Annotated in this window: 28 protein-coding genes and 1 pseudogene; 14 read left to right on the top strand and 15 right to left on the bottom strand. The window is 53.6% G+C overall.

What is annotated here, in order from left to right:
- Window positions 1–12 precede the first annotated feature (12 nt).
- Together V8I28_RS05865 and V8I28_RS05870 are read right to left on the bottom strand one after the other, a co-directional pair.
- Entirely contained in the window at window positions 13–705 is a 693-nt protein-coding gene (locus V8I28_RS05865) for an N-acetylmuramoyl-L-alanine amidase (protein WP_341779196.1), read from the bottom strand.
- 422 nt (window positions 706–1127) lie between these two features.
- The gene (locus V8I28_RS05870; protein ID WP_341779197.1) at window positions 1128–2072 is read right to left on the bottom strand and encodes a helix-turn-helix transcriptional regulator; all 945 of its coding nucleotides are present in this window, start codon (window positions 2070–2072) and stop codon (window positions 1128–1130) included.
- A 90-nt stretch (window positions 2073–2162) separates the two neighbouring features.
- Between V8I28_RS05870 and V8I28_RS05875 the strand changes: the two genes are divergently transcribed.
- Together V8I28_RS05875 and V8I28_RS05880 are read left to right on the top strand one after the other, a co-directional pair.
- Entirely contained in the window at window positions 2163–2417 is a 255-nt protein-coding gene (locus V8I28_RS05875) for a Mor transcription activator family protein (RefSeq protein ID WP_341779198.1), read from the top strand.
- Window positions 2418–2522: 105 nt separating this feature from the next.
- Window positions 2523–2792, top strand: a complete 270-nt coding sequence (locus V8I28_RS05880; RefSeq protein WP_341779199.1) for a Mor transcription activator family protein — start codon at window positions 2523–2525, stop codon at window positions 2790–2792.
- Window positions 2793–2939: 147 nt separating this feature from the next.
- On the opposite strand, the gene V8I28_RS05885 is transcribed toward V8I28_RS05880, so the two are convergent.
- The gene (locus V8I28_RS05885; protein ID WP_341779200.1) at window positions 2940–3446 is read right to left on the bottom strand and encodes a DUF2798 domain-containing protein; all 507 of its coding nucleotides are present in this window, start codon (window positions 3444–3446) and stop codon (window positions 2940–2942) included.
- 317 nt (window positions 3447–3763) lie between these two features.
- On the opposite strand from V8I28_RS05885, the gene V8I28_RS05890 reads away from it, so the two are divergent.
- The 4 genes and pseudogenes from V8I28_RS05890 to V8I28_RS05905 all read left to right on the top strand — a co-directional run bounded on the left by V8I28_RS05890 (window position 3764) and on the right by V8I28_RS05905 (window position 7934).
- A complete protein-coding gene (locus tag V8I28_RS05890; protein ID WP_341779375.1) occupies window positions 3764–4915 on the top strand; it encodes an MFS transporter in 1152 nt (383 codons plus the stop codon).
- A 183-nt stretch (window positions 4916–5098) separates the two neighbouring features.
- Window positions 5099–5372, top strand: a pseudogene (locus V8I28_RS05895) (ATP-binding cassette domain-containing protein); the annotation flags it as partial.
- A 252-nt stretch (window positions 5373–5624) separates the two neighbouring features.
- On the top strand, window positions 5625–7013 hold the full coding sequence (locus V8I28_RS05900) for a sugar porter family MFS transporter (RefSeq protein WP_341779201.1): 1389 nt from the start codon (window positions 5625–5627) through the stop codon (window positions 7011–7013).
- A gap of 147 nt (window positions 7014–7160) precedes the next feature.
- Window positions 7161–7934, top strand: a complete 774-nt coding sequence (locus tag V8I28_RS05905; RefSeq protein ID WP_341779202.1) for an SDR family oxidoreductase — start codon at window positions 7161–7163, stop codon at window positions 7932–7934.
- On the opposite strand, the gene V8I28_RS05910 is transcribed toward V8I28_RS05905, so the two are convergent.
- Entirely contained in the window at window positions 7923–8885 is a 963-nt protein-coding gene (locus V8I28_RS05910; RefSeq protein ID WP_341779203.1) for a helix-turn-helix transcriptional regulator, read from the bottom strand. The two genes, V8I28_RS05905 and V8I28_RS05910, sit on opposite strands and share 12 nt — an antisense overlap.
- An 84-nt stretch (window positions 8886–8969) precedes the next feature.
- On the opposite strand from V8I28_RS05910, the gene V8I28_RS05915 reads away from it, so the two are divergent.
- A complete protein-coding gene (locus V8I28_RS05915) occupies window positions 8970–9440 on the top strand; it encodes an effector binding domain-containing protein (protein ID WP_341779204.1) in 471 nt (156 codons plus the stop codon).
- Window positions 9441–9534: 94 nt separating this feature from the next.
- Here the strand turns inward: V8I28_RS05915 and V8I28_RS05920 are convergent, their stop codons facing one another.
- Window positions 9535–9738, bottom strand: a complete 204-nt coding sequence (locus V8I28_RS05920) for a Txe/YoeB family addiction module toxin (RefSeq protein ID WP_341779205.1) — start codon at window positions 9736–9738, stop codon at window positions 9535–9537.
- A gap of 29 nt (window positions 9739–9767) precedes the next feature.
- Between V8I28_RS05920 and V8I28_RS05925 the strand changes: the two genes are divergently transcribed.
- Window positions 9768–10352 (top strand): hypothetical protein, encoded by a 585-nt coding sequence (locus V8I28_RS05925; RefSeq protein ID WP_341779206.1) that lies wholly within the window; start codon window positions 9768–9770, stop codon window positions 10350–10352.
- Between the two features lie 120 nt (window positions 10353–10472).
- On the opposite strand, the gene V8I28_RS05930 is transcribed toward V8I28_RS05925, so the two are convergent.
- The gene (locus V8I28_RS05930; RefSeq protein ID WP_341779207.1) at window positions 10473–11645 is read right to left on the bottom strand and encodes an iron-containing alcohol dehydrogenase; all 1173 of its coding nucleotides are present in this window, start codon (window positions 11643–11645) and stop codon (window positions 10473–10475) included.
- A 352-nt stretch (window positions 11646–11997) separates the two neighbouring features.
- On the opposite strand from V8I28_RS05930, the gene V8I28_RS05935 reads away from it, so the two are divergent.
- Entirely contained in the window at window positions 11998–12993 is a 996-nt protein-coding gene (locus V8I28_RS05935) for a cation diffusion facilitator family transporter (protein WP_341779208.1), read from the top strand.
- 222 nt (window positions 12994–13215) lie between these two features.
- Here the strand turns inward: V8I28_RS05935 and V8I28_RS05940 are convergent, their stop codons facing one another.
- Window positions 13216–14307 carry a S66 family peptidase gene (locus V8I28_RS05940; RefSeq protein WP_341779209.1) on the bottom strand — a complete coding sequence of 364 codons (1092 nt, stop codon included), beginning with the start codon at window positions 14305–14307 and terminating at the stop codon, window positions 13216–13218.
- A gap of 137 nt (window positions 14308–14444) precedes the next feature.
- Here V8I28_RS05940 and V8I28_RS05945 point away from each other — a divergent pair, with 137 nt between their 5' ends.
- Together V8I28_RS05945 and V8I28_RS05950 are read left to right on the top strand one after the other, a co-directional pair.
- Entirely contained in the window at window positions 14445–14816 is a 372-nt protein-coding gene (locus V8I28_RS05945; protein WP_341779210.1) for a winged helix-turn-helix transcriptional regulator, read from the top strand.
- A 76-nt stretch (window positions 14817–14892) separates the two neighbouring features.
- On the top strand, window positions 14893–15177 hold the full coding sequence (locus V8I28_RS05950; protein WP_341779211.1) for a hypothetical protein: 285 nt from the start codon (window positions 14893–14895) through the stop codon (window positions 15175–15177).
- Window positions 15178–15245: 68 nt separating this feature from the next.
- On the opposite strand, the gene V8I28_RS05955 is transcribed toward V8I28_RS05950, so the two are convergent.
- The 4 genes from V8I28_RS05955 to V8I28_RS05970 all read right to left on the bottom strand — a co-directional run bounded on the left by V8I28_RS05955 (window position 15246) and on the right by V8I28_RS05970 (window position 18764).
- Complete coding sequence (locus tag V8I28_RS05955; protein WP_341779212.1) at window positions 15246–15926, bottom strand: DUF4097 family beta strand repeat-containing protein; 681 nt, start codon at window positions 15924–15926, stop codon at window positions 15246–15248.
- A gap of 74 nt (window positions 15927–16000) precedes the next feature.
- Complete coding sequence (locus V8I28_RS05960; protein ID WP_341779213.1) at window positions 16001–16567, bottom strand: TetR/AcrR family transcriptional regulator; 567 nt, start codon at window positions 16565–16567, stop codon at window positions 16001–16003.
- Between the two features lie 107 nt (window positions 16568–16674).
- The gene (locus V8I28_RS05965; RefSeq protein ID WP_341779214.1) at window positions 16675–17955 is read right to left on the bottom strand and encodes an MFS transporter; all 1281 of its coding nucleotides are present in this window, start codon (window positions 17953–17955) and stop codon (window positions 16675–16677) included.
- Window positions 17956–18344: 389 nt separating this feature from the next.
- Window positions 18345–18764, bottom strand: a complete 420-nt coding sequence (locus V8I28_RS05970; protein ID WP_341779215.1) for a MerR family transcriptional regulator — start codon at window positions 18762–18764, stop codon at window positions 18345–18347.
- Between the two features lie 297 nt (window positions 18765–19061).
- Here V8I28_RS05970 and V8I28_RS05975 point away from each other — a divergent pair, with 297 nt between their 5' ends.
- Both V8I28_RS05975 and V8I28_RS05980 read left to right on the top strand, forming a co-directional pair.
- Complete coding sequence (locus V8I28_RS05975) at window positions 19062–20138, top strand: NCS2 family permease (RefSeq protein ID WP_341779216.1); 1077 nt, start codon at window positions 19062–19064, stop codon at window positions 20136–20138.
- A 3-nt stretch (window positions 20139–20141) separates the two neighbouring features.
- Window positions 20142–20684, top strand: a complete 543-nt coding sequence (locus V8I28_RS05980) for a phosphoribosyltransferase family protein (RefSeq protein WP_341779217.1) — start codon at window positions 20142–20144, stop codon at window positions 20682–20684.
- A gap of 120 nt (window positions 20685–20804) precedes the next feature.
- Here V8I28_RS05980 and V8I28_RS05985 read toward each other — a convergent pair whose 3' ends face one another.
- The 3 genes from V8I28_RS05985 to V8I28_RS05995 form a co-directional block, all read right to left on the bottom strand.
- Window positions 20805–22448 (bottom strand): peptide ABC transporter substrate-binding protein, encoded by a 1644-nt coding sequence (locus tag V8I28_RS05985; RefSeq protein WP_341779218.1) that lies wholly within the window; start codon window positions 22446–22448, stop codon window positions 20805–20807.
- A 535-nt stretch (window positions 22449–22983) separates the two neighbouring features.
- Entirely contained in the window at window positions 22984–23643 is a 660-nt protein-coding gene (locus tag V8I28_RS05990) for an EAL domain-containing protein (protein WP_341779219.1), read from the bottom strand.
- 158 nt (window positions 23644–23801) lie between these two features.
- A complete protein-coding gene (locus tag V8I28_RS05995; protein WP_341779220.1) occupies window positions 23802–24332 on the bottom strand; it encodes a GNAT family N-acetyltransferase in 531 nt (176 codons plus the stop codon).
- 202 nt (window positions 24333–24534) lie between these two features.
- Here V8I28_RS05995 and V8I28_RS06000 point away from each other — a divergent pair, with 202 nt between their 5' ends.
- Entirely contained in the window at window positions 24535–25545 is a 1011-nt protein-coding gene (locus V8I28_RS06000) for an NAD(P)-dependent oxidoreductase (protein ID WP_341779221.1), read from the top strand.
- A gap of 110 nt (window positions 25546–25655) precedes the next feature.
- Here the strand turns inward: V8I28_RS06000 and V8I28_RS06005 are convergent, their stop codons facing one another.
- Window positions 25656–26183 carry a GNAT family N-acetyltransferase gene (locus V8I28_RS06005; protein WP_341779222.1) on the bottom strand — a complete coding sequence of 176 codons (528 nt, stop codon included), beginning with the start codon at window positions 26181–26183 and terminating at the stop codon, window positions 25656–25658.
- Between the last annotated feature and the right edge of the window lie 52 nt (window positions 26184–26235).

Below are 26235 nucleotides of genomic sequence, written 5' to 3' on the forward strand. Positions count from 1 at the left end.
ATGACGTTAAATTTACTTGATGTGTTCGTTGGTGATGGCTTCGATGTCCGCCTTGGCAATCTTGGCCATGTTTTTCTTGAGGTGCTTGACGTCGTTTCGGTTGGTGATGAAGCCGGATTCGACCAGACTGTAGTCGATGCCACGCCGCCGCAAGACGTTGCAGTTCCGCAGGTTGGTCCGGTAGCTGTAGCCGTTGTAGGCTCGGTTTAAGCCCACGTACTTCTTGATGACCTTAGCCAAACGCTTGTCACGCTTCGTAGGGTGCTTCTTGTGAATGATGACGTGACCACCGTGGCCGGCTGGGGCGTCCAAATGGAACATGATTACCGTGGTCTTCTTGTTAATCTTGTAAGAGCCCTTGTGATGGTAGAGGGTATCGCTGACCAAGTTCTTCTTGGGATTGTAGAAGGTGATGGTGCTACCCTTAACTCTCTTGGCGTACTTCCGCAACTGTGGCAACATGTGTTTCCGCAGGAAGGTGGCCTCCGTGGTCCCGTTCCCCCGGGCGCCGGGATCGCCCGCACCGTGACCCATGACGATTAAGTAGTGTTTCTTGGCCTTAGGTTTGGCTTTGGCCTTTTTCGCCGTTTTAGACGTGGTCGTCTTGCTGGCGGCGTTGGCGGTCGTCACCGTTGTAGTAGCCAATGCTAGCGGCAGAAGTAACATGAGACCGGCGACAACGCCTATTTTCCAATGATGTTTCATCCGAATCGACTCCTTATGTATGCTGGTTAACGCCTTTAATCATACGCCTAAAGTGTCAAATAAGGTAGTCAATCTTGCTAGAAAAAGTGTTCTGGTCATTAAAATTGGTGAAATCAGAGGTCTGTACCTGCCAGGGGTGGTACTTGCCGGCAACACCAAATTTTCCGGCAAATCGTTACGCAGGGTTAAGGTGACCGCTTTCCACTACGAAACCGTAAACAGCTAATATTAACGCCATGAGTTGCGCGATGACACTAGTTTCAGTCGATTTCTATCTTTAAACCTTTTAGTAAGAATTCAAGAAAAATGCCACGGACCGGGGAACTACAGTTGTTGATGGGGCGTTAAGGCCAGCGTTGACGGGTGCTTGAGCCAGAAAGAGATTATGAAGACTAAAGCAGTCCCCTTAACTTTCTCTGAAATTAATACCGCGCCAACATGCGCTTAATTTCCGCCTGCATGGTGGCCGCAAAGTCTGCCGGGGCAATGACTTGGACGTTGGCGCCTTGGCTAAGCAACCACATCTTGGCGCCGGCATCGAAGGTTGGCGCGGCAATTAACACGGCGCCTTCGTCGGGATAGCGCGCCGTAATCTTTGCAGTGGGAAAACGGTCGAGGGCGGCTTCGGGGATGCCCCAGAACTTGAATTGCAGGTCAATCTTTTTCCCGGGTTGCATATACTGGATGAACTGGCGTAGCTCGCCTTCCTCTACGCGATCGGTGCGGCTACGCGGAATCGCCTGGCTAGTCGTCTGCAGGTGGCGGATGCGATCCACGCGGTAGAACAGGTTCTGGTGATAGCGGGGATTGTAGGCAATCACGTAGAAGTAGAATTCAGAGAAGATGATCGCCTCGGGGAGAATCGTTCGGGTGACCAGCTCGCGGTGTTGCCGCTGATAGGTGATCGTGACGGCCTGCCGTTGCGTGATGTACTGGCTCAACTGCCAGACGCGGTTCAGTAGGGGTTGCTCGTGCTGGAGAGGTTGATAGTAAAAGCGTTCGTTTTTAATGATGGGGCGCAGCTCGTTTTGGTCCTCGGGTGAGATGAGTTGGAGGAGACCATCGATGGTCTGGGCCATTTCGGATTTCGTCAGGGCACGACTCGCCAGCGTAATCTTGATGAGCAGGAGGATGGCTTGCTTGGATACGGTGGCCTGGGTGGTGCTGAGCTGGTAGCCACCGAGTTGCCGGCGATAGGTCAGTTGGTAAAACAGGTGTTGTTCGGCGATAAACTGACGAATCTGACTGAAGTCGCGCTGGATCACGCGGGGGCTGACGGCGAATTGGTTGGCCAGCGCGGCCTTCTTGACCAGGTGACCGGTCATGAGCGCTTGAAAAATGGTGAGTTGACGGTAAGCGGCATTCATGGGGCACACTCCTTTTTTAGTGGGTAGACGAATTCTGTCTATTTGTCATTGTAGACTGAGGTCAATTCGTAAGCAAGTGAGGCGATCGTCATGAATGACGTTGAGAATTGGCAAATCCTGTACCGGGAGCTGGCGCGGGTGGTGGGACCAACGGCGACTAAGAAATTGTGCGCGTACTACGGCGGTTCCCAGGTGAATTTTCCCAAACGCTTGGGTGATCCGCAGCGCGAGGCCGCACTGATTCGCCAGGAATATGCGGCCGGAGTGCGGATAGCACAACTGGCCCGGCAACACCATTATTCCAGTCGAACGATTCGACGGATTATTGCGGACACCTCGGCATAATGCCAGGAAAATTGCCGGGGCCGTGTGTGGCCAAAGTCATTTTCCCTAGCAAGGCGCGTTTGCTACGCTGATGAGGAAGCAGCAGGTTAAAAGGAGACGGTTTCGATGAAAGTACGTGTGGATTTATTGCAGGATTCTTATGCACAATTATACGAGGTGGTGGGGGAAGAATTGATGGTCAAGATTTATAATCTCTATCGAGGACAACAGGTTTCGTTTCCCATGCGCCTCTACAACCGCGACAAGGTCGCCCAGCAGATTGTGGCGGAGTACGACGGCCACAACATGGCGGAACTCACGCGCAAGTATGATTACTCCCAGCGCTGGGTGCGCCAGATGATTCAGGCGGATCGCGAGGCCAGAAAACGGCAATGAACAAACGTCCCGACGATAATTAGCGAAAAAATAAACGCCGGTCCCGAGGCAACTCGAGGCAGACGTTTATTTGGGTTCCACAGGCGTGGGGCTATGGAAAGAAAAAACGCCGCGGCTACTGAGTGGTAGCGGCGACGTTTAGTTAGGTTAATCTTCGACTGGTTCTGATTCTACGTTTTCGGTGACCGGGGTCGTCTTCTTTTGAACGAAGCCCAGGATGGCCCGGGCAACGGGACCCACCACGATCAATTGGAGTGGTAGGGCCATGAATAGATTAAAGATCCAGGTGTGCAGGTACGTCAGGAGAAAGTTCCCGCCGAAGTTCTGGGTTACAATCATACCGAACAACGACATCAGCGTAACCATGCCGACGACCATCATGCAGGAGATGGTCAGGGCGATCCGAATTTGTTTTTTCTTCATGTAATCATTCAGGATAAATTTGAAAAAGATGGCCTTGACGCTAGGGCCAATGATACCCAGGTCGCAGATTGCGGCGACCAGCAGGGCCAATGGATAACCCGTGAGGACTTCACGGACGAAGTGCTGGGAGAAGCCGTCGGTCAGGGCGATGTTGTAGCCAGCCATGACCAGGACCATGAGTCCAGCCATAACGGCGGTGAATAAGAGTTCTTCTTTAAAATTTCTAGGCATTGTGTTGCTCCTCGTTTGTATTTCCCACGAGCTGTTAGCATACCATGTTTATTTTCACTTTGTAAGGCTTATTTTGAAAACAAATGAAAAGAGCGCTTACTTCGTCGGCCATCATTTGGACGATAAGGGTGATTCTATATGCGAAATTAATAAATGTGGCGCCATTATTTTCAAGTCATCTCCGTGAAAACAATCGTTTCGTTTCTAAAATAGTCGGTGGTGGTTCCTTTTTTCATGAAAGTGGCCTAAACTACTGAGAGGAGGTTTTTTAAGTGAAGACACAAGACACAACACTGTCCAAGCGGACAATCCTACTCATGGCGGTGGTCACCGGCGTTATCGTGGCCAACCTGAATTTTATCCAACCCATTGAGAATTTGATTGCCGCGGACTTTGATATTTCTAAGGCAACGGTGGGGACGCTGGCCATGATTACGCAGCTGGGATACGCGTTTGGCCTGCTCCTAATCGTGCCGCTGGGGGACATCTTCGACCGCTATCATTTAATTCAATTTATGATGATCCTCTCTATCTTTTCATTATTGTTGGCCTTTTGGGCGCCCAATGCCGGCGTCTTTGCGGTGGCTACGGCCTTGGTCGGGATTACCTCGGTTGCCCCGCAGATTATTATTCCTTACGCGGGGTATCTGGCGCCGGCGCTACAACGCGGTCGGGTGCTGGGGATCGTGCTCAGTGGCCTATTGACTGGGATTCTCCTGTCGCGGTCATTTAGCGGTCTTCTTGGGAGTATCCTGCCCTGGCAAGACATCTACCTCATCGCCGCGGCCATCGACCTGATCTTCTTGGTCATCGTGCACGTCCAGTTGCCGCGGGATGCGCGGGGGCATCAGGATCTCCGCTACTGGTCGGTGATTGGCATGCTGCCTAAGCTGTTCACGAGCCAACGGGCACTGCGCGGCTCCGCCATTAACGGTTTCTGCCTGTTTGGGATGTCCAACGTCCTCTGGTCGACGCTGGCTTTCTACCTAGCCGCCACCTACCACTTAGGGAGTAATGTGGCCGGCCTACTGGGCTTGCTCGGGATTGCCGGGGTGCTGGCGGCGCCAATGATTGGCAATCTGGTCGATCAACGCTCGCCACGGCTCACAATCACTTTGTCGATGGCCCTTTCCGGGATAGCCTTCGTCATTTTCTGGTTCGTGGGTCACTGGATGATTGGTCTCATTATCGGAATCATTCTGCTAGACTTGGGAACCCAGTTCAGTCAGGTCTCCAATCAGGCCATTGTGCAGTCGCTGAACCGGAAGCTCAGCAGCCGGAATAACTCGGTTTTCATGTTCAGTTATTTCCTGGGCGGTTCTATTGGAACCCTGTCCGCAACGTGGGCGTGGACACACGCCGGTTGGCTGGGGGTCTGTGGCGTGGCCGCGGCCTTCCTGGTCATCGCGTTACTCGGCCACTGGGTGATTGGGGAGCCGAAAAAGCTCGCCGTCGAAGCGTCAGACTGATGGTTAGTTAAGCAGTTAAGAATGCAGTTTACCTGAAATGGGTAAGCTGTATTTTTTTGGAAAAAATAGTCTAACGTACGGATGTGCTGTGGGGTGACCGTGATATCATCGCCGACCACGCGGTAACGAAGCGGCTCGCGCTTGTTAAAGGCGTTAGGGCTGGAATAGCCGGGAACCTTGAAGGTGGGCATTAGCCGGCTAGTCGATCAGTATCCGGCTGAGCTGTCCGGTGGGCAAACGCAACGGGTCGCCATTGCCCGAGCGCTTTACCAGAATCCCGATATTATTTTAGCGGATGAGCCCACGGCGGCGCTGGACAGCGACCGGGTCCCAACTACTCCACGACCTGGCGAAGGCCCACAACAAGGCCATCGTGGTCGTGACCCACGACTTGCGGTTGAAAGCCTATGCCGACCGGACCTATGCGATTATGGATGGGAAGATGACGGTGGCTTAGAGGGAATAGATAAACGATGAAGCCATGAATTATAAGTGAAGCAACAAATCCCCAAGCCGTGAGATCCCCCGAATTTGCGAGGGTTCCCACGGCTTTTCAGCTACACATCTCTCAAATTATTTCTTCCATGATATTTTCATAGGCTACTCTATTGCGTCTCACTAGTGGGACGGGTACACTGTTTAAGAAAGCGGTTACACCAAAACCTTAATCGGGTGGAGACAACTGGAATCATGGGAGGGTGGTTGCAAGATGAATCGACATTTAAGTACCTTTTTTATTTTCACATTTGGGGCCCTGGGTGGCTTATTGTTTGGCTTTGATACCGGGATTATTTCCGGCGCCTCGCCGTTAATCGAAAGTAACTTTAACCTAAATATCGCGCAAACCGGGTTTATCACGTCATCCGTGTTAATTGGATCGTCCGTGGGGGCCCTGGGTGTGGGGCCGCTAGCCGATCGGTACGGGCGCAAACGCCTGCTGATTTTGGCGGCGATTCTGTTTCTGTTGGGGTCATCACTGTCCATGGTGGCCGTGGGCTTCTGGTCCATGGTCATCGCGCGAATCATCTTGGGTCTAGCCGTTGGGTCGGCCTCGGCCTTGACGCCTGCCTATTTGGCTGAACTGGCGCCCGCGGAACGTCGGGGGTCGCTGGGCACCTTATTCCAACTGATGATTACGCTGGGAATTCTACTGGCCTACGTGTCTAACCTGGGCTTCTTGAACCACAACCTGCTGGGCGTCCGTGACTGGCGGTGGATGTTGGGGTCGGCCCTGATCCCGGCAGCCCTGCTGTTGATTGGCGGGCTGTTACTGCCCGAGTCACCGCGGTTCTTGGCCGAGAAGGGACATAACGATCAGGCCTTAAGCGTACTGAAGATGTTACGACAGAATACGGCCGATGACCCTGAGAAGGAATTGGCCGAGATTAAGGTCGTGGCTAATCAGCCCAAGGGTGGCCTGAAGGAACTCTTCACGGTGGCCCGGCCAGCCGTGATTGTGGCGGTCGGCATCATGTTGCTCCAGCAATTGGTGGGGATCAACTCCGTCATCTACTTTCTGCCGCAAGTCTTCATCAAGGGCTTTGGCTTCGCCGAGGGCAGTGCCATCTGGATTTCCGTCGGAATTGGGATTGTGAACTTTGTCGTGACCGTCCTGGCAACCTTCATTATGGATAAATTCAATCGGAAGACGTTCCTGATGTTTGGGTCGATTGTGATGGCCGTTTCGCTGGGGATTCTGGCGGTGATGAACTTCACCATGGATATTCACACGACCGCCGTGCCAACCATGATTCTGATTGCCATCTACATCTTCGGGTTCGCCATTTCCTGGGGGCCCATCGCCTGGGTTACGATTGGGGAAATCTTCCCCCTCAGCGTCCGGGGTATCGGGTCATCCATTGGGTCCGCGGCCAATTGGATCGGGAATTTCCTGGTTTCCCAGTTCTTCTTGGTAATGCTGGCTTACTTCCATAACAATGTTGGCGGACCATTCGCCGTCTTCGCCGTGTTTGCCGTGCTGTCCATGTTCTTCGTCCACTACCTGGTTCCGGAAACGCGGGGCAAGTCGTTGGAGGAAATCGAAATGGCATTACGGCACCAATCCGGTACGACCGTTCAGCCGAAACATGAGGATTAATCTGAAAATCCCGCCGTGTAGCGGGATTTTTTGAGGCTTCAAACTGGGGTTACGGTCGATCGGTTGGGGATTTGATCGATCCTTTCGGCTTTGCCGCCAATGGTGATAGAATGAAAAATGAAAGCGCATTATTAAGGAGTGACAGGAATGGCAGATTTTAATCGTGACAGTTTTTCATTAAAGGGCCAAGTGGCCATCGTGACCGGGGGTGCCCGGGGACTCGGTAAGTTTTACACCACCGCCCTCTCCCTCTACGGCGCCGATGTAATGGTCGTCAGTCGGACGCAAAATGGTTGGGATGAGATTCGGCAGGTCGTCGAAAAGAATGGCCAGCACGTGGGCTTTTTCCAGCAAGACGTGACGGCGCCCGGCGCTGCCGACAAGATTGTTGCGGCCACGCTGAAGGAATTTGACCACTTCGATATTCTGGTCAACAATGCCGGCGTGATTATCAGAAATGACGTGCTCGACTACAAGGACGAGGATTGGCAGAAGGTCATCGACATTAACCTGAACGCCACCTATTACCTCGCGCACGCGGCCGCCAAGGTGATGACCAAGCAAAAACACGGCAAGATTATCAACATCGGGTCGATGCTCTCCTACCGGGCGGGAAAATACATCTTCCCGTATACCGCCAGCAAGCACGCCGTCTTAGGTTTGACGCGGGCCTACGCCGATGCCTTGGCCAAGGATAATATTCAGGTCAATGGTTTAGCTCCTGGTTATATTAGTACCGACATGACTAAGGCACTTCAAGAAGATCCCGTGCGTGGTCCGGAAATTGCGGCCCACATTCCTAGTGGTGACTGGGGTGTGCCGACCGATCTGATGGGACCGATGATCTTCCTGGCCAGCCACGCTTCCGACTACGTGACCGGAGTCATGATTCCCGTCGATGGCGGTTACCTACTGCGGTAAGTCCGTGAGTAGTCGTTGGGCAGTTTGTCTTAAATAGTGAATGAGGGGCGCCGGCGCTTGGCTAATTTGAGCACCGGCGCCTAAGTATAGGTACCACCGGCCGAAGTCGGCAATCTGGTGGGCATCGGCCGGGTCGAGAAAACACGCAAGAATCGCCGTTTGTTGGAAGGCGTCCCTGAATTGGAGGGCTACCGTGGGGTGGGGATGTTGCTGAAAGCGTTGGATGGCTGCGGCGTTTAACTGGAGGCGCACGTTGGGTTGTGGCCGGGCTTGGCGAATGGCGGCTTTAATCGCTGCCGGGTCGATCGTCTGGTCCTTGGCCACCGGGGCGACCTGGGTCAACTGCGCGATCGCCAGCTGGACGAAGCGGTGTTGGGTCAGGTCCCAGGCGTCCACGTACCAATTATTTTGCCGGTTGAAGACGTGATGAACCCAGACGGTCCGGGTCTTCTGGGCTGTGGTCAGGACGAGTTGACGCGTGGTCAAGCAGGCGTTGAGTAGTGGTTTTAGCAGGACCGGTGCGTGGTCAGCCAGTTCGGTCAGCTTAGGATTGCGCGGGTTGGTATGGTCAAAGACCAGCAGTTCCTGAAGCGTCAGGAGGTCGTCCTGCTGGGTTTGCGAGGCAATGGCCACCAGTTTTTCGGTCAAGGTCTTGCGATTTTGGAGGTAAGGGAGCTGGGTGTTTAGCGTCGCCAGAAAGCTGACGAATAGGGCCTTGAGCTCCTCACTATTGAACTGCACGGCGGGGAGCAATTGATTCTGCAAGACGGCGTACCCACCGTCACGGCCCACGCTGGCGGTCAGCGGCATGCCCAACTCCTGAATGGTATTGAGGTCCCGAATGGCCGTGCTACGGGAGATGTTGAACTGCGTGGTTAGCTCGCGAATCGTGAAGTATTGACGATTATTGATGTAGCGCATCATGGTATTAATCCGGTCGGTTCGATTCATGATAAGATCGCTCCTAAACAGTGTCAGCTTTTGAAATGATTAAATCGTATACTGAGTCTATCATTTAAAGGAGGCCACCACAACATGGCAGATTATACAATTGAGACGAAGGCAGCGTTTACGGTACTGGGCATCGGCACGGTTTTGACCGGTGGATTCCCCGAGATGGGGCAACAGAAGACGGCCTTTTGGCAAAAGATTAATGCCGAACGGGCGCTGGATCAGCTACCAGGGCTCAACGACTATCCGTTTGCCGTCAATGAAGCGGTCAACGGTGAATTTCACTACTACGCCGGCCGAGAAGTTGCGGCCGATGCGGCGGCAAAGGCCGGTCAACGATTGATTGAATTTCCGGCCGGCAAGTATCTGGTGATCACGGGTCATGCGGCCGATCAGATGGGTCTATACAATGCCCTGGAAGGCCCGGCTTTTGGCGAAATCTTACCGCAACTGACCGACTACGCCTACGTCGGCGGACCCAATACGTCATACGTGACGGGGACCACGGCCACGGGAGTCACGGGTGAGATGCTGGTGCCACTGGTTGAAAAGTAAGGATTATCACCTGGGTGAAATAAAAACGGCATGCTCCCGGGAAGTGTCGGTAGTGTGCCGCTTCGTCATCGTTACGTCGTTTGGATAGCATGGATTAAGCATAGTGACTACGACAGGTAGCGATAGGGATGGTCGTATCATCTATGGTATAAATCAGCCGCTCTTTTTCGTTAATCCGTCGGGACCAGAAGCCACTTAGGTCCCCATGCAAGGGTTCAGGTTTACCGCGTCCTTCGAATGGTGTCCGATCAATTGCCTTGATTAGCTGATTACCCCGTTTTAAAAGGCCGTTTGTCATTCTTAGCCAACCAAAGGAGGTTGTTTCACGTGAAACATGAATGGCGTCGAGCAGAAAAGGCTTGGTATCTGCCCAAGCACCCGACCATTTTGACCCTGCCCCGATTGAATTTTATCACGCTGACGGGGGTGGGAGATCCCAACCAACCGCAGTTTGGCGAGCAGGTGGGGGCACTATACCCGGTGGCCTACGATCTCCGAATGGCCTTGAAGCGCGGCGACTTGGGAACGCCCTACGAATACACGGTGTATCCGCTGGAAGGCGTGTGGACCACGGCTGATGGGTCCCGCGGGGCAACGCTGAATAAAGCAGCCCTACGCTATAAGATTATGCTGCGACAGCCGGACCGCTTGACCGAAGCGGATTTTCAGGCGAGCCTGGCGCGGGTGATGGCGAAGAAGAAAAATCCGTGGTTGGCGGATCTCAAGTGGGAAACCTTTGACGACGAACCCGCTACCTTTGCCCAACTGCAGGACGTTCTGGTTCAGCAACACTTGAAGGTCATCCCCACAATGGGCGACTACTGGCACCGCGAGATTTATCTAACGGATGCCCGCCGCACGGCCCCGGAGAAGGCCAGGACGGTGCTGCGGTATCGGGTAGCACCGGTGTGAGCGTAACCAGCTGAAGACAGTAAAAAAGTCACCCCGCGGGGTGACTTTTTATCGTTAACTGAAACTGTTTTAAGCAGGTTACGATTGAAGTGGCGGCTTCAATCGTAACTAGGGATCAACTTATTTAGCGTCGTAGGCAGCTTGGAAGATCTTGATGATGTCTTCCTTAGTTCCCTTACGTGGGTTAGAGAAGGCGTTTCCGTCCTTCAAGGCGTTTTCGGCCATCAGTTCGAAGTCTTCTGGCTTAGCACCGATTTCCTTGATGGAAGCGGGGATACCAACGTCTTGTGACATCTGCTTCATGGCCTTGATGGACAGTTCGGCGGCGTCACGTGTGGACAAGCCGGTCGTGTCTTCACCCATGATTTCAGCCAATTGGGCGAAACGTTCTGGGCAGGCGATGATGTTGTATTGTTCCACGTAAGGCAGGAGCAATGCACAGCAGACACCGTGAGGGGCGTCGTATTGGCCACCGAGCTGGTGAGCCATGGCGTGAACGTAGCCTAAGTTGGCGTTGTTGAAGGCCATCCCGGCTAACATTTCGGCTTCGACCATCTTGGTCCGGGCGTCTAAGTTATGGCCGTTAGCCACGGCTTCACGCAAGGAGCCTTCGATTAACTTGATGGCTTCGACACATTGTGAGTCGGTGATAGGGTTGTGGTCAACGGACACGTAAGGTTCGATGGCTTGAACGAAGGCGTCCATCCCGGTTGCGGCCGTCAGGTTCTTAGGAATATCAAGCATTAAGGTTGGGTCGTTGAAGGAAACCAACGGAATGTTCCGCCATGAAACGACCACGAATTTCAAGTGAGTCTTTTCGTTAGTGATAACGGCGTGACGGGTCAGTTCGGAACCGGTCCCGGCAGTCGTGTTTACGGCGATCAGTGGTGGTAAGGCGTTGTCGAGCGTTTCGATCCCGGCTAACTTGGTGATGTCGTCACCGTTCGTCAGGATATCGCCGGCACCCTTACCGGTATCGTGAGCGGAGCCCCCACCAATTGTGATGATGGAGTCGGCACCGGAATCTTGGTAGAGTTTCTTAACTTCTTTAATATTACGAATCTTAGGGTTGGGTTCAACGTTATCGTAAACAACGTAGTCAACACCAGCGGCTTCAAGAGAAGCAATGGTTTGTTGAACGGCACCGTTTTCCATACTTTCGAGAATCTTACCCGTTACGATGACGGGCTTCTTCATCCCTAACATCTTTGCCCGTTCACCAATCTTGCTAATTACGCCAGGGCCAAAAAAGTTGACACTGGGCATCAAAAAGTCATAACTACGTTCAGCCATAATTCAATTTTCCCTCTTTCAGAAGTTTTGAAAATCTTTAGTACCAATTTCACAAAGTAATTATAACTTAGTCGATTACAGTTTGCAACCGGTTCCGCAAATTTCCGGTCGGCGATCCCGAATAGCCCCCTTAGAAACGCCAGTGTGGCGCGATTTCAAAAATTAAAATAAAAATGGAAGGACACGGCTTTGAGAGATAATTTTATTAATGAAAAGCCTAACAAGTTGACTAGTCAACACGTTGGTTAGGGGGCGTAACCAATTTCACAGTCGATGATGAGACTGGATCTACGCGGTTCTTTCCCCAAAATGGGTATAATGAAAGTATCTTGAAACGTAAGAGGGAAAGATTATGAAAGATATGAACGCACACCGGCGTGATGAACAGGCGCAGTGGCGGGCCAGACAACAGGTGGAGTTGACCAAGTTGAAGGGGGCCCAACGCCATCTGTCTTTGAACGTTGGCGCCTATCTGGCCATTTCGGTGATTGAATTTTACCTCGCGATAATTGGGCATTCGCAGACCTTACGCGCGGATGCGTTTAACAATTTATCGGGGATTATCTCATCGGTCCTCCTGATGGTGGGGATCTACATCGCCCGGGATATCCACGACGATGACTTGATGGGGCACCCCCTCCCGGAGGACCTGGAAAATAGCGGGCAGCGACTGCAGCTGACGCGGTTTCACTACGAGACCGTATTCACGCTGATTACCGGAATCGTGATGATTGCGATCGCCGCCAGCGTCATTTATTCCGGGATTAAGAGTCTGATGCATACGGATACGCAGGAGGTGCCGCAGCCGATTACCTTAGTCGGGGCGGCCATTGCCACGGTGATCATGCTGGGGGTCTGGTGGCTGAATCGGCGGGCCGGCCGGAAGCTCCAGAACGCCGCGTTGACGGCCGCCGCCCAGGATAGCCTGAGCGATGCCGTCACCAGCCTGGGCACCATGATCGCCATTGGTGGTGCGCTCCTCTTCAAGCTGAGTTGGCTGGACGGCGTGGCCAGTATTTTAGTCGGGATCTTCATCCTGACCGCCGGCATTAAGATTTTCCGCGAGAGCAGTCTCAACCTGGCCGACTACTTCGATCCCCAGGTTGAAGACGAGTTTCGGCGGGCGACCGAAGCCTTTCCCGCCGTCGATCGGGTGTTGGAGCTCAAGGCCCACTACAACGGCAACGTCGTGACGCTGGAGCTGATGATTGCGGTCGATCCCCACATGCAGGTCCAGGATAGCTACCGTCTGGGTGAAGAGATTGAGGCCGCGATGCGGTTGAAATTTGGGATTGTGGATACCGACGTAGTGGCGGTGCCGGCCAGCGGTCAGGGAGAGCTTAAATAAGCGTGAAACAAGAGGCGGTTAGCTGGCGAGCATTAAGGCGGATAACCAAATTATCCTGAACTTGGATGGGGTGGTTATCAGTTTTAGGCGAAACCAGCTGCCCGTTGTTGCAGGTTTTAACACCAGATATTTGGGAGACACAAAAGACTTGAAAGGTTTGTGCCAGACGCACTAAAGGCGTTGGGAAATGTCGTTCCCAGCGCCTTTTAAGATCGTTAAAGATTAGGTGGTCGTGCTGGCTCCGGCGAAGAATGGTTCCGTCACGGTGAGGGTCTTGGCCGTCAGATTCAGGGCCGCCGTTAAGCCATAGGGGAGGGCCGTGCGCGGATAGGCGTGGCCGAAGTTGAGGTTGGTCATCAGCGGCGTTTCGCTGTCCGCCGTGGCGGCTAGTAGCGCCTGGCAATACTCGGTATAGTAGCGTTCGTTCTGCGGTTTACCGGCGATAATGGCCCGGACATTCCCGAGGATTCCTGCCTGCCTGAGACTTTCGAGCATGGTACGGTAGGCGGCCGGTGTCGGCTGTTCCTCACTGGTTTCGAGGAAGAGAATCTTGTCGCGCCAGGTTGCCGGTGCCGGCAATAACTCATATTTACGAGCAATCACGGGTTCATCGGAATATTGGGGATCGACTAAGAGACTGTTGAGGCTGTCAAGACAACCGCCGAGTAGCTTTCCGGTCACCAACCCGTTTCCCCGCAAGACCTCGTAGCCCCGCGTTTCGGGATGGCTGATGCGGGGAGTTTCCAGAGCCGCTACCGAAAAGTCCGTCCGTTCCTCGTACCAGACCGGACTGCTACTAATCGGCGTGGTGGCTGGGTTCCGGAAGTAATGATCCAGCGTTTGCCGCGTGTAGGGCAACAGGTCCGGTCCCAGTTCGGCCAAATCGTTCAATAGGTTGGGGCCGTAGTAGGTCGTGAGACCCAAGCGATAGAGCATCAGGTGGTTGACCGTGGTGTCGGAAAAACCGGTGAAGAGCTTAGGATGGGTGCGAACGGCGGCCGTGAACGCGGGATCGTCCAGGAGGTAGGGGGCCAGTCGATAGGTGTCGCTGCCCCCGATGGCACAGATGATGCCGTTAATGGCGGGGTCGGTGAAGGCCGCCTTTAAGTCGGCCGCGCGTGCCTCAGGGTGTGCTTCGAGGTAGGCTAATCCCTTGAGCGCGTTGGCCATGGGGACGGGCACTAGGCCAAGCTCGCGTAGCCGTTGTTTTCCGCGGGCCAGTTCGTGGGCCGCAAAGTTTTCGCCAAGTACACCGCTGGACAGACTGACGAGGGCCACGTGGTCGCCAGGCTTTAAAGCAGGAGGTTTACGCATGAGCAGGACTCCTTTGCCAGAAAAGTTAGCATCAGTCTACGCCTTTCACCGGCGAAAAACCATGGTTACCCCAAAGTGCCTACTCCCCGAAGCGACCAGGATGCGGTAGAATGGAAAAAACACGAGGAGGTCAGCTCATGAAAGAGTCGTATCACAATGGGGTTGAGGCCACGTTAGGCGTCATCAGTGGTAAATGGAAACCGCAGATTCTCTGCTACTTAGGCAATCGGCCGCAACGGACGTGTGACCTCCGCCAAGCCCTACCGGCAATTTCGCAAAAGATGTTGACTCAGCAACTACGAGAACTAACCGCCGATGGAATCGTGGCGCGCCACGTCTACGGAGAGCGGGCGCCTTTTAAGGTGGTCTATGAACTCACAGCGTTGGGGCGGTCATTAGGCGAAATTCTGGTTCAGATGTCGGTGTGGGGCGAACAACGCGCCAGCCAACTCCCGGAGATGGAGATTCAACACGACCACGCCGGATTTACTCACATTCTAGAAGGTTAGCGGAAGGGACTTTAAAGTGCCTTCTTTTTTTATGGCCCGAGAACCGGTATGCTAGGAAAATGAGGAGGTGAGTCCAATGACACCAAACTTACGCGGTCTAAACGTGACGCAGACGCTGATTACCCGACCGATCCAGTGGCACCTACTACTGTTGATGGTCGATCAGCCCCTGACGTTAGGCCGGATCAGCCGTGCGTTCTCTTGGCGGCAGTGGGGGCGTTGCTGGCTCGGATTAGGATGGCTCTGGCGCCACCAACTCATCGTGTTTCACGTGAAACAGGGTGGCTGGACGCTAACCGCCGCGGGGGAAACGCTCCGGCCAATCTTGGCGGCGATTCAAGTGTGTTCGACTAGCCGATAGATTGGCTGGAGGAAAAGGCTCCTGGATTCTGGCTTGCCGATTCTAGATGGCCGAAACGTGAGTCAGCCTTACGCCTTAGTCGTCACGCTGACCTGGCCCGAACCGCTGGTAATGGCCAGGGGATGGTCGCCGGGCTGCCGGTAACGTTGCTTGCTGCCGGCGCGTTTGGTGCCGTTTAACTTGAACTGACCGGTCTTAACGCTGACCGCAAGTCCGTCACTGGTAAGGTTCCGTAGGTCCGTCTTGCCATTTTCCTTGGTTAGCTGTCCACTGTCACGAAGCGTCAGATTGTTGGCAGTGGTGGTGCCGTTGTGATGGTTGATTTCAAGCGAATCCACCGTAAGATCGTTGAGAATCAGGGTACCGTTTAGCTGATTGACGGTAAGCTGCTGAATTTTGGTCGGAACGGTTAGTGTAATGACTGGGGTTTTCCCGATTTCAAACTGATGTTGGGTGGCGTGAGCTTCGGTGAGTGTTAATTGGTGACCACTGTTATTAATTTTAAATTGATTATTAATTACATTATTCGTTGATAATTGATAATGATTTCCTGATTTGATTACCAGGCGGGCGGTGCGGATATCGAGACGAATCTTTTGCGGTGTCGACTGTAACGTCACGTTTTGCTGAGTCAAACGGCCGAGATTCCCGGTGTTAACGTTGAGTCGGCGCTGACTAACGATGATCCACAGGGCGAACAGACCGAAGAGAACGAGCAGAATGAGTAGGGACCAGAGTAACTTTTTCATAAAAATAATCTCCTTTGTTGAATGAATATAAAATTTATTCATTCATTTTTATTGTAAAAAAATAACCGGTGCGGCTATTTTAAAATAAATAATAGAATGCTAGATATGAGATCGGTCAACAGCTGGTAGTAGCTGGTCGTCTGAATCTCGCTTTGATGAAAATCGACCACCGTCAGGGCGTTGAAGAGGCCAATGATGCGGTCCTTGCTGAGGCCATCCTTGAGCAAGCCGCGCTGTTGCCAGCGGTCGATTAGCCGCATGAGAGTGGCGTAAACCAGGCTGTCTTCCACGGCGGTGCGATTGGTTTCGGCAATCCGCGCGTTAAGCTTAGGATTAGTGAACCATTCCTGCAAGATTTGGTTGTCCGCGGAATGGGTAAAGATTTGTTGGATCACGGCTTTGAGCACTTTATCGGGGGCTGCGTCGAGGTCGATGGCGGCGATAACCGCTGCCTTAGTCCGTTCGTTTTCCGCGTTGTAGACGTCGATGAAGATGGCCGATTTGGACGGATAAAAGTTATAAAAAGTCCCCACGGCAACGTCGGCACGGGCCGCAATTTCTGCGATGCTGGTGTGCTTGAACCCCTGCGCCAGGAAAAGATCGTGGGCGGCGGTGAAGAGCCGTTCTTGTTTGGCTTCCACGGGTAAAGTCTCCTTTCGTCAATCAATGAATGAATATTATAATAATTCATTCATTTTGTCAACTGAAAAAACTGACCAGCCAGTAGTCTGGCATGGTCAGTCGGAAATTAAGCATCGATTTCGGTAGGATCTTCGGTCGTTAGCGGCGCAGCGGTCTGCTGCAGGGTGCGGTCGTAGCGTCGAGCGCTCGGCAACAGCCACATGATTAAGCCGCAGACTAGGCTACCCAGGCCACCGATGAGAAAGAGCTTTTCAACACCGATACTATCGGCTAACGGGCCGGCAAAGATTAAGCCCACGGGCCCGGTGATACTCATCATCGAGTTGAGCACGCCGAGAATTCGGCCTAGCTGTTCCGGGGGGAAACTCTGCTGAATCATCGCCATGAGTAGGGTGCTATAGAACGGCGTCGCAACGCCGGCCAGCGTATTGAGCCCCACGAACCAGACGAAGCCCGCCTGGTTACCGGGCAGAAAGCCGCTGGCACCGAACGTGACGCCCATGGCCAGCATTGCCCACAGGATGGGTGGCATCCGGTCTTTCCAGTTACCAAACACGCCGATAATTGTTCCGCCCAGGAGCATGCCCACGGAGTAGACCACTTCGATCAGGCCGGCCTGACCCACGCTGCCGTGGAAATACCCCATGGTCATCAACGGGTAAAGGCTAGCGGCGGGCATGAAGAGTAACGTAAAGAAGGCGCCGGTCAACGTGATTGCCCACAGTCCGCGGGTATGGCGGAGCCGAGTCAAGCCAAATTTGGCATCACTGAAGACGTGGACCGGTTCGTCGATGACGGGGTGTTCCGGAATCCGGACGAACAGTAAGAGACTAATCCCTACAGCGGCCCCTACCACGTCCAGTAGAATCAGGAAGTTTAGCGGCACGAGGGCGAAGAGAAAGGCCCCCAGGGCGGGCGCGATGATCATGTTGGCCGACTGGACCATGCCCAACTGACCGTTGATCTTAGTCAGTTGGTCGCTTGGCACCATGGTCGGCAGAATCGATTGGATGGTCGGCATCTGAAAGGTTTGGGCGATGGCCCGGACGAGCAGGGAAATGAAGATTAACCACAGCGGAAAGGTGGTTTGCAACGTCCCCACGGCCGACAGCACGATGGCCACGGCCGCCGCCACGACGTCCGGGACGATCAGCAGGAGTTTCTTGTTGAGACGGTCCACGAATGGCCCCACGAAGGGACTCAACAGGACCATCGGCAGCATGCCCAGTAACGTGGCGAGACTGAGCACGGTGGCCGAGCCGGTCTGCTTCGTCAGGTACCAGATAATCGCGTATTGGACGACCATGCTGGTGATACCCGACAGGAACTGACTGGTTAAAAATAAATAAATGTTACGCCGCCAGTGCGGCAATTGGGTCGTTTCCACAACCAAGCCCCCTTGTAAATGGACTAGTAAAGGTTGCCGATCTACGTGTCGGCCAGCTTGTAGCGGTCGTGAGTAGCCGCCACCCAACACAAGTGTGCTCAACCTTTAGCGGTATAATAATTGCACAGGGGTTTTAGATTAGCATATTGGTTAATTGGAAACAAGGAGAATGACTCACCAATTGAAAGAAATGAGCGAGAGATAGTAGACGGTTAGCTGGCGAGCGGTGATGCTGCTACTCAAGTCGTCCGGAATTCGGATTTTGGTTTAGCGTTTTTAAGCGGAATCAGCTACCCTTTGTCGCCGGCTGCAACACCAGCTATTCGACAGCACGAAGGGGCCTGAGACAGTTGCCTCAGACCCCTTAGGTATTTTAAAGCGGATAGTTATCAGTGGTTGACGGCGGGCTTACGCTGCAGGTCGGAGGGAATGAAGCTGTCCGGCTCGTGGTTTTCCATGAGTGCAGCGTAGTGGTCCACCTTGAAGTTGATAGTCGCGAGGTGTTGCTGGAGATCTTGGATTTCCTGCAACGTCTGCGCCTGCTGTTCCTTCATCATCTCGTAGCGTTCCGGCACGGTCTCATCGCCATCCTGAGCGAGGGCTAAGTAGTGCTTAATCCGAGCGACCGACATGCCGGTCGCGCGCAGGCAGACGATGATATTGAGCCACTCGAGGTCGCTATCCTCGAAGATCCGGTTGTTATTTTCATCGCGCTTAACGAACGGGAGCATGCCGTGCTCGTGATAGTAGCGAATGCTGTAGGTCGAAATCCCCATCTTTTCGGCGACTTCGTGAATCGTGTATGACATTAGCTGCGTCCTCCTCACGAAAATTAACCTTCGACTAACTCGAAGCAATTGCTCATTATCATACGGGAAAGCGGACGAAACCGCAAGCATTTAGGCTTTGGTGGGGATGACAGCGTAGTTGTGGCTGGTAACCGATCGCAGGCCAAGTAGTCGGCCCTTTAAACCATAACCGAATTTAATGACGATATTTATATCAAATATTCGCTTAATCAAAAATAAAGGTAGACTTTAACGTCCTGCTCCCGTATGATTAGGAGGAAATACGAATAAAACTGTTTCTATGGGGAGGAAATGATTATGCACTGGATTGCCGACTTGTTAGCGGCCATCGGGGTAGTCTTAAATGGCATTCCACAGGGAATCATGGCAATGTCACTGGGTTTTGCAATTTTTCCAACGATGTTTTCATTTATTTTTGCATCGGCGGTCAATGGGGCCTTTGGCGCCGTGGCCCCACTGTCCTTTCAGGCCGAATCACTGGCGCTAACGGGAAAACTCGGCCGCAATCTGCGCGAACGAACCTCAATTATTTTCGGCGGTTCGCTGGTGATGCTTCTGATTGGGGTCACCGGCACATTGACCAAGATTGTGGCGGTGCTGGGCAACGGTATCATGGCGGGGATGATGGCCGGCGTCGGGATCATGCTGGCCAAGATTGCCCTGGGCATGGCACGCGATGAACAGCTGACCGGCTGGTTATCGGTGGCTCTGGCCGCCGTGACGTACCTGATCACCAAGGACTTGGTGTGGACCATCGTGGTTTCGGTGGTCGGCTCGAGTCTGGCCGCGGTGTTTGGTCAGCATTATCGCGCGGAGTTACCGGAACACGTGACCGCTCGGCGCTTCGTCTTCACTAAACCCGTGCTCAGTGTGCGCGTGGTTCGTGGGGCTTTGAGTCTGGCGTGTTTGAACATTGGCGCAAACATTTCCTACGGGCTAATCACCGGTCAAATGACGGGACAGAAGCCCAATCCCGTCAATCTGAACTTGTTGACCATCACCCAATCTATTGCCGATATGGGGACCAGTCTATTGGGCGGTGCGCCGGTTGAGGCGATTATTTCCGCCACGGCTAGCGCCCCCGAACCCGTGGTGGCTGGCATCATGATGATGCTGATCATGGCGGCGATTCTGGCGATCGGCTGGTTACCTAAGCTGGGGAAATACGTGCCGAGCGCGTCCATCGCCGGCTTCCTGTTCATCTTGGGAGCGGTCGTGATCTTTCCGGTCAACGCCGGGTTAGCCTTACAAGGGTCAACGGCCACCATTGCGGCGATTACGCTGGTGATTACGGCGGTTGCCGACCCGTTTGCGGGCCTGCTCGCCGGGGCCGTTCTGAAATTCTGTTTGCCACTCTTAGGACTGGGGGTCTAACGCATGAAAACTTTTGAACTGCGAATCGGACCGTTGACTAGGCGATTACCCATCATGCCGATCAACGCGACCACGGCGATTGCGTCGTTTGTCTTGCTGGGAGATGCGGAGCTGACGGATTATGCGGCCCAGGCCCTGGCGCAACGGGTTCCGGCCGAGTTCGACTACTTTGTGACCTTGGAGAGCAAAGGAATTCTGCTGGCTCAGGAGCTCAGCCGGGTGACCGACCACCCGCAGTTCGTGGTCTTACGCAAGACCGTGAAGGATTACATGGTGGCGCCGCTCACAGTGCCGGTCACGGCGATTACGACCAGTGCGCCGCAACGATTGGTGCTCGACGGCACCGATGCGGATCGACTGGTGGCTAAACGCGTGGTGATCGTCGATGACGTCATCAGCAGTGGTGGCTCACTGGCGTCGGCCAAAGCACTACTCGAGAGGGCGGGCGCCACGGTGGTGAGTCAGATGGCCATCCTGGCAGAAGGCGAGGCCGCTAGCCGCGATGATATTGAGTTTTTGGCGGAGCTGCCGCTGTTTTCACGGTAAGGTGACGTAAAGGCTAGTCCTCACGAGAACAGGCCCCAACCGCGCGCACTTCAAACGCTAGTTGGGGCCTGTTTCTTCTATATATAATATTTTTAAACTAATCGTTTGGCCGGGGAAGGGTTACTTGGCGATGTAGGTCGTCTTGAAGTCGTAAGGGACACCGGCGCCGTTGTAGACGATCCCCTTGACGTTGCTCCGTAAGAGCTGGGATTTGGCCGCCTGGTACAGTGGGATCGTGCCTTGGTCGTTGATCAAGATCTTTTCAGCCTTGACCAGCTTGGCCCACCGAGTTGTCGGTTGGTTACCATCTTGGTTTTCGGCTTCGTCGAGGAGCTTGTCGAACTCGCTACTCTTCCAGCCGGTCGTGTTGTAACTAGAATCGGATTCGAAGACGTCCAAGAAGTTGATGGGGTCGGCGAAGACGGATTGCCAACCGGCCAGCGTCAGTTCGTAATTACCGTTATTTTGTTGGGTAATCAGTTGAACGTAAGGCACCGTCTTGATGGTGACCTTAACGTTGGGCAGTTTTTCCAGCGAACTCTGCAGGAATTCAGCCGTCTGTTTGTTAGTGTCGGTATCGGAAACGGACAGAGTGACGTTGAGCTTCTTATCGCCAGTCTGCTTCAAGCCCTTGGCTAGCAAACGCTTAGCCTGCTTAAGGTTGTAGGACACGCCGGACTTGACGTAGGCCTCTTGATTGAAGGCTTCGCCGGTCTTGGGGTTATTGCCCATGCCGGCGGGAACGAAGCCCTTGGAAGCGATGGAGCCATCCTGCAAGACGTCGTTGACCAGTTGACTCCGGTTGATAGCGAGGGAGAGAGCCTTACGAACGTTGGCATTCTTGAAGGCGGCAACCTTCTTTTGGTTCAGATCCAGCCGTTGGGAACCGGTTGGGAGGCGCTTAACGAAGTCCTTGCTGTTCTTGTTGTTCTTAATCTGTTGGCCGCTGAGGAGCGTCTCGTCGGTCTTCTTGGCGTTGTACAGGTTGTAGCTGGTCGTGGTGGATTCGGTGACCTGCTCGTTAATCTTGGTCAGGTGAACGGCCTTTTTGTCCCAGTAGGTTTGATTCTTGGCGAGCGTCCAACTCTTGCCGGTCCCGTTCCATTTGGTCAAACGGAATGGGCCGTTGTAGACCGTGGTGGCGGAACTGGTTCCGTACTTCTTTCCGTATTGGTCCACGGCCTTTTGGTTCAACGGGTAGAAGAGCGGCCAGGCCAGGAGCTTCTTGAAGTAGGAAACGGGCTTGGACAATTGAACGGTCAGCTTGTACTTGCCATCGGCCTTGATGCCCAGGGCGCTCAGGGGCTGCTTGCCCTTATTGACGGCCTCTGCGTTCTTGACCTGATAGAGGTAGAAAGCGTCTTGCGAAGCGGTCTTGGGATTCAACGTCCGTTGCCAGGAGTAAACGAAGTCCTTGGCCGTCACGGGTTGACCGTTGGACCACTTGGCATTCTTGCGAAGATTGAAGGCGTAAGTCTTCCCGCCGTTGGTGATCTTGGTGCTGGTGGCGAGGGCGTTGGCCGGCGTCCCCTTGCTATTCAACCGGTAAAGGCCTTCCTGTGTGTTCTGCAAAACGGTAAAACTCAGCGTGTCGGTGGCCTGCGCGAGATCGGACGTGGCCAACTCGGAGGACTCGGTCCAATTTAATTCCTGTTTGGCGGCGTACTTACTGCTACTGTTGCTCGTACTGGCCTGACTCCCACAACCCGCTAACGTTAAGAGGCTGAGTGCGGCAAGTGTTAAAACTGTTCCCTTTTTCTTCATCCCTAAAGCATCTCCTCAAATAAAAATCGTCCTTATGTCATTGACATAAGGACGATTTCACTCGCGGTACCACCTTGTTTCATGATGGACTCACGCCCACCATCTCCGTAACTTCTGTTGCCAAAAGTCGGAAGCGGTAACGGGCTTCAAGTCGAACAACCAGCTTTCACCGACTGTTAGCTACCAGGCTCATCTTCGAGGTTCCGTTGTAAGCCACCTTTTCAGCTACCGGTGGTCTCTGAACTTAGCGGGAACGACTACTCTTCCTGGTGATGCGTTCATGTATTTTTAACTTTGTTCTCATATTAGCCGCTGGCGGTGGGAATGTCAAGGGAGAATGTTAAAGTTCGAATTAGACTGTTGCAGCGGTAATTGTGGCGATATATAGAAAGAAAGCTAAGTTTTAACGGTCAAATATTAATTAATTTATCATCGGGTTCACATCAAACCGATCTTTTTAGACGAACAAAAAACGACCAACTTCGCAGCTTCAGAAGTTGGTCGTTCATCACAGTCAGATTCGAGTTAAATCGGTTTAACCCGCCGCGTACGGCACGGGCTTACTGTAATAATACCCTTGGGTCATTTTAACGTTATATTTCTGAGCCAGCGCGACATCGCCCTTGTCTTCGATACCTTCGAGGGTGAAGCCGAGTTGGTAGGTGTCCGCAATCTTACGCCAGAAGTTGAGACTCTTCATCATCTCATTTTGCCGGTGCTGGAAGCGAAAGTTTTGCATGGCGAATTTAATGCTGTCCATGAAGGGCAGGATGTCCTGAACGGCCTGCGACCACGGATTGTCCGTACCCACATCGTCTAAACTCAGCTTGATGTCAAACGACCGGTAGAGCGCCACGTAACGGTGGAGTTCCTCCAGCGAGGGCGTTTCGGTCAATTCAACGATTAGCTTTAAATTTTTGACGGCCTTTTTCAAGTGAATCAGGTGGCCAATGGTCCGGCTATCCATGAACTGCTGCCGGTTTAAGTTCAGTGAAATTTCGGGGTTATCGCGATGATCTCTTAAAATGCTCGTGATCTCCTGATAGGATAATAATACCTGCTGGTCCATTGGTAGCGCAGTAAAATCAGTAGGCGTCACCCAGTAGTCATGGCAAGATGACCGTAATAACAATTCATAGCCAGCTAACTTTTGCGTTTCCGCATTAATTTGCGGTTGGACGAAGAAACGATACATTTAAAAGAAAATCCCCTTTCCATGATTGCGAGCGCATCAAACAATACTGCTCATTATACAGCATCACCCAACTAATTTATAGTCATAATGGTGTAGGAGAGTGGCAATTTAACACTCCAAATTTCCAATATCGTCCGCTAACTGACTATGATAACGCTTTAATCAGCCAAGTTCAATTCATATGCTCGGCGGGCGTTGTCACCGGGCTCCGCCACGTGAACGATTCCCCGGAATTGATAGCCCAGGCTCAGCGCGATGGCCTGCATGCGTTGATTCATCTGGTGGGTGTCAATTCGAAAATTTCGAATGCCGGTTTGGTAGGCCGCGCTGATCAGATTTGAGAAGAAGAAGTGACTGAGATGTTGGCCGGCAAAGGCCTTACCCAGCGCGATCCGATGGATAGTGGCGTAGGGGTCCTGCTGGTTCTGCCAACCTGTGCCGCCGGTAATCTCGTGATAGTTGGCGTCGTCGCCGATGACCTGCGCGGCGGTGCCGGCCACCTGCCCATCGACCATGAGGACCCAACTCTGCTGGGCCATGATGTCTTGTTGGATGGCCGTTTCATCCGGGTAGCCGTCCTGCCACTGCGGACTCCCATCGGCCTTCAAGAGGGCCTTAGCGTCGGCGATAATCGCCATAATCGCGGGGACGTCCGCCCGGGTTGCGTGTCGTAAATAAACTAAGCTCATAAGCTAGCCTCCTGCCAGTAAATTTAACTTCTAGAATACCACTTTCCTACCGGGAGACGGTACTTATTTTACCATCGGCCGTCATCCCGGCACAGCAACGGGTAACGGGACTTTTACGCGAAATTTTGGTAAGGTTTGGGTAAACGAATAGGGTGAGGGTACCGTTATTTTAGGAAACGCTTACCTCAAAGGAGTGTTTAACTTGGTCAAAATTACGGCTTACGGCGTGCGGGAACTGGAGGAACCCTACTTCAATCGCCTGAATACCATGGGGTTCGAGCTGACCTACGTCCGCGACCTCTTAACGCATGAAAATGTGGATGCGGCGGCCGGGAGCGATGCCGTGCTGGTCCGGGGCAACTGCGTGGTCGACCGGCAAAATTTACAAGTCTTCGCGACTCAGGGTATCCGGGCGGTCTTCACCCGTTCGGTGGGCTTTAACCACCTTGACTTACAGGCGGCGGCCGACCTGGGCATCGCGCTGGCTCGGGTCCCCGGTTACTCGCCGTATGCGGTGGCCGAATTGGCCTTTACGCTAGGCATGACGCTGTTTCGCCACGTGAACCTGGCCCTTGACCAGACCCGTCAGGCCGATTTCACGGTGGGGAGCCAGTTGTTTAGCAAAGAAATTCACACGGCCACCGTGGGTATCGTGGGCGCTGGCCGAATCGGCTTGACGGAGGCCAAACTCTATCGCGGTTTGGGCGCCCGTGTCTTGGGATATGATCATCGGCCGTCCGCGGCGGCACAGGCCATCGTTGACTTGACGACCCTACCGGACCTATTGGCCCACAGCGATATTGTCTCGCTCCACGTGCCGTATTTTCCCGGCCAAAACGATAATTTAATGGACGCCGCATTTGTTGCCCAAATGAAGCCCGGCGCCGTCTTGATTAACACGGCGCGCGGGGAATTGGCGGACGTTGCGGCCATCCTTGCCGCCGTGGAGGCCGGCCAACTCGCCGGGTACGGCACCGATGTCGTGCGCGGAGAGACGGCGATTCTAGGGCAACGCTTCGCCAGCCGCGAGGCGATTCCCAACGCGGAGATTCGTCAGCTTCTGGCCGCCGGTCCCCGCGTCCTCGTCACGCCACACGTGGGGTCTTACACGGAACCGGCGCTGGAAGACATGATTCGAATTAGCTACCAGAATTTCCAGGACTTCTTCACGACCGGCCACACCGCCAACGCGATTACCCTGAAGTCGAACTAGTCCAGTCCGCCCCCAATTGCGGCTATCATCCGCTATACTTTCGCAAATCAAAAATACAGCCCATCCTGGCTTGAACCTGGATGGGCTGTATTTTTAGTCGTGACTGGATTCTAGTCTAAATTCAACTCGAAAGCTAGGCGCGAGGCATCGCGGGTCTGTTCGTCCACGTAGATGGTGCCGCGATGCTTGTAGCCGAAGCTTCTAGCGATCGCCTGCATCTGTTGGTTCTTGACGTGAGTGTCCATGCGGAAATTCCGAACGCCCTCGTGGTAGGCCTGGCTAATCAAGTTTGAGAAGAAGTAATGGCTCAGGTGCTGACCGCCAAATCCCGCGCCAATCGCAATCCGGTGGATGGTGGCGTAGGGGTCCTGGCTATTCTGCCACTGACCGTCTTCGATGTGCCGGTAGTTGGGGTCGTCACCGATGACCATGGTGGCCGTTCCAGCGACTTGGCCGTCTACCACCAGTAACCAGCACTGCTGAGCGTCTACGTCTCGTCTCAGCGCTGCGGCATCCGGATAGCCATCTTGCCATTGAGGGCTTTCGGCGGCCTTTAGCTGGGCCTTGGCGTGGTTAATAATGGCCATGATGGTGGGTAAGTCGCGCAACGTGGCGCGTTTGATGAAGATTAAGCTCATCGTGATGCCTCCTCAGAAGAAATTCCTAGAATCTAGAATACCACTTGCGCGG

Source organism: Levilactobacillus sp. HBUAS70063, assembly GCF_038374745.1.
Lineage (GTDB): Bacteria > Bacillota > Bacilli > Lactobacillales > Lactobacillaceae > Levilactobacillus.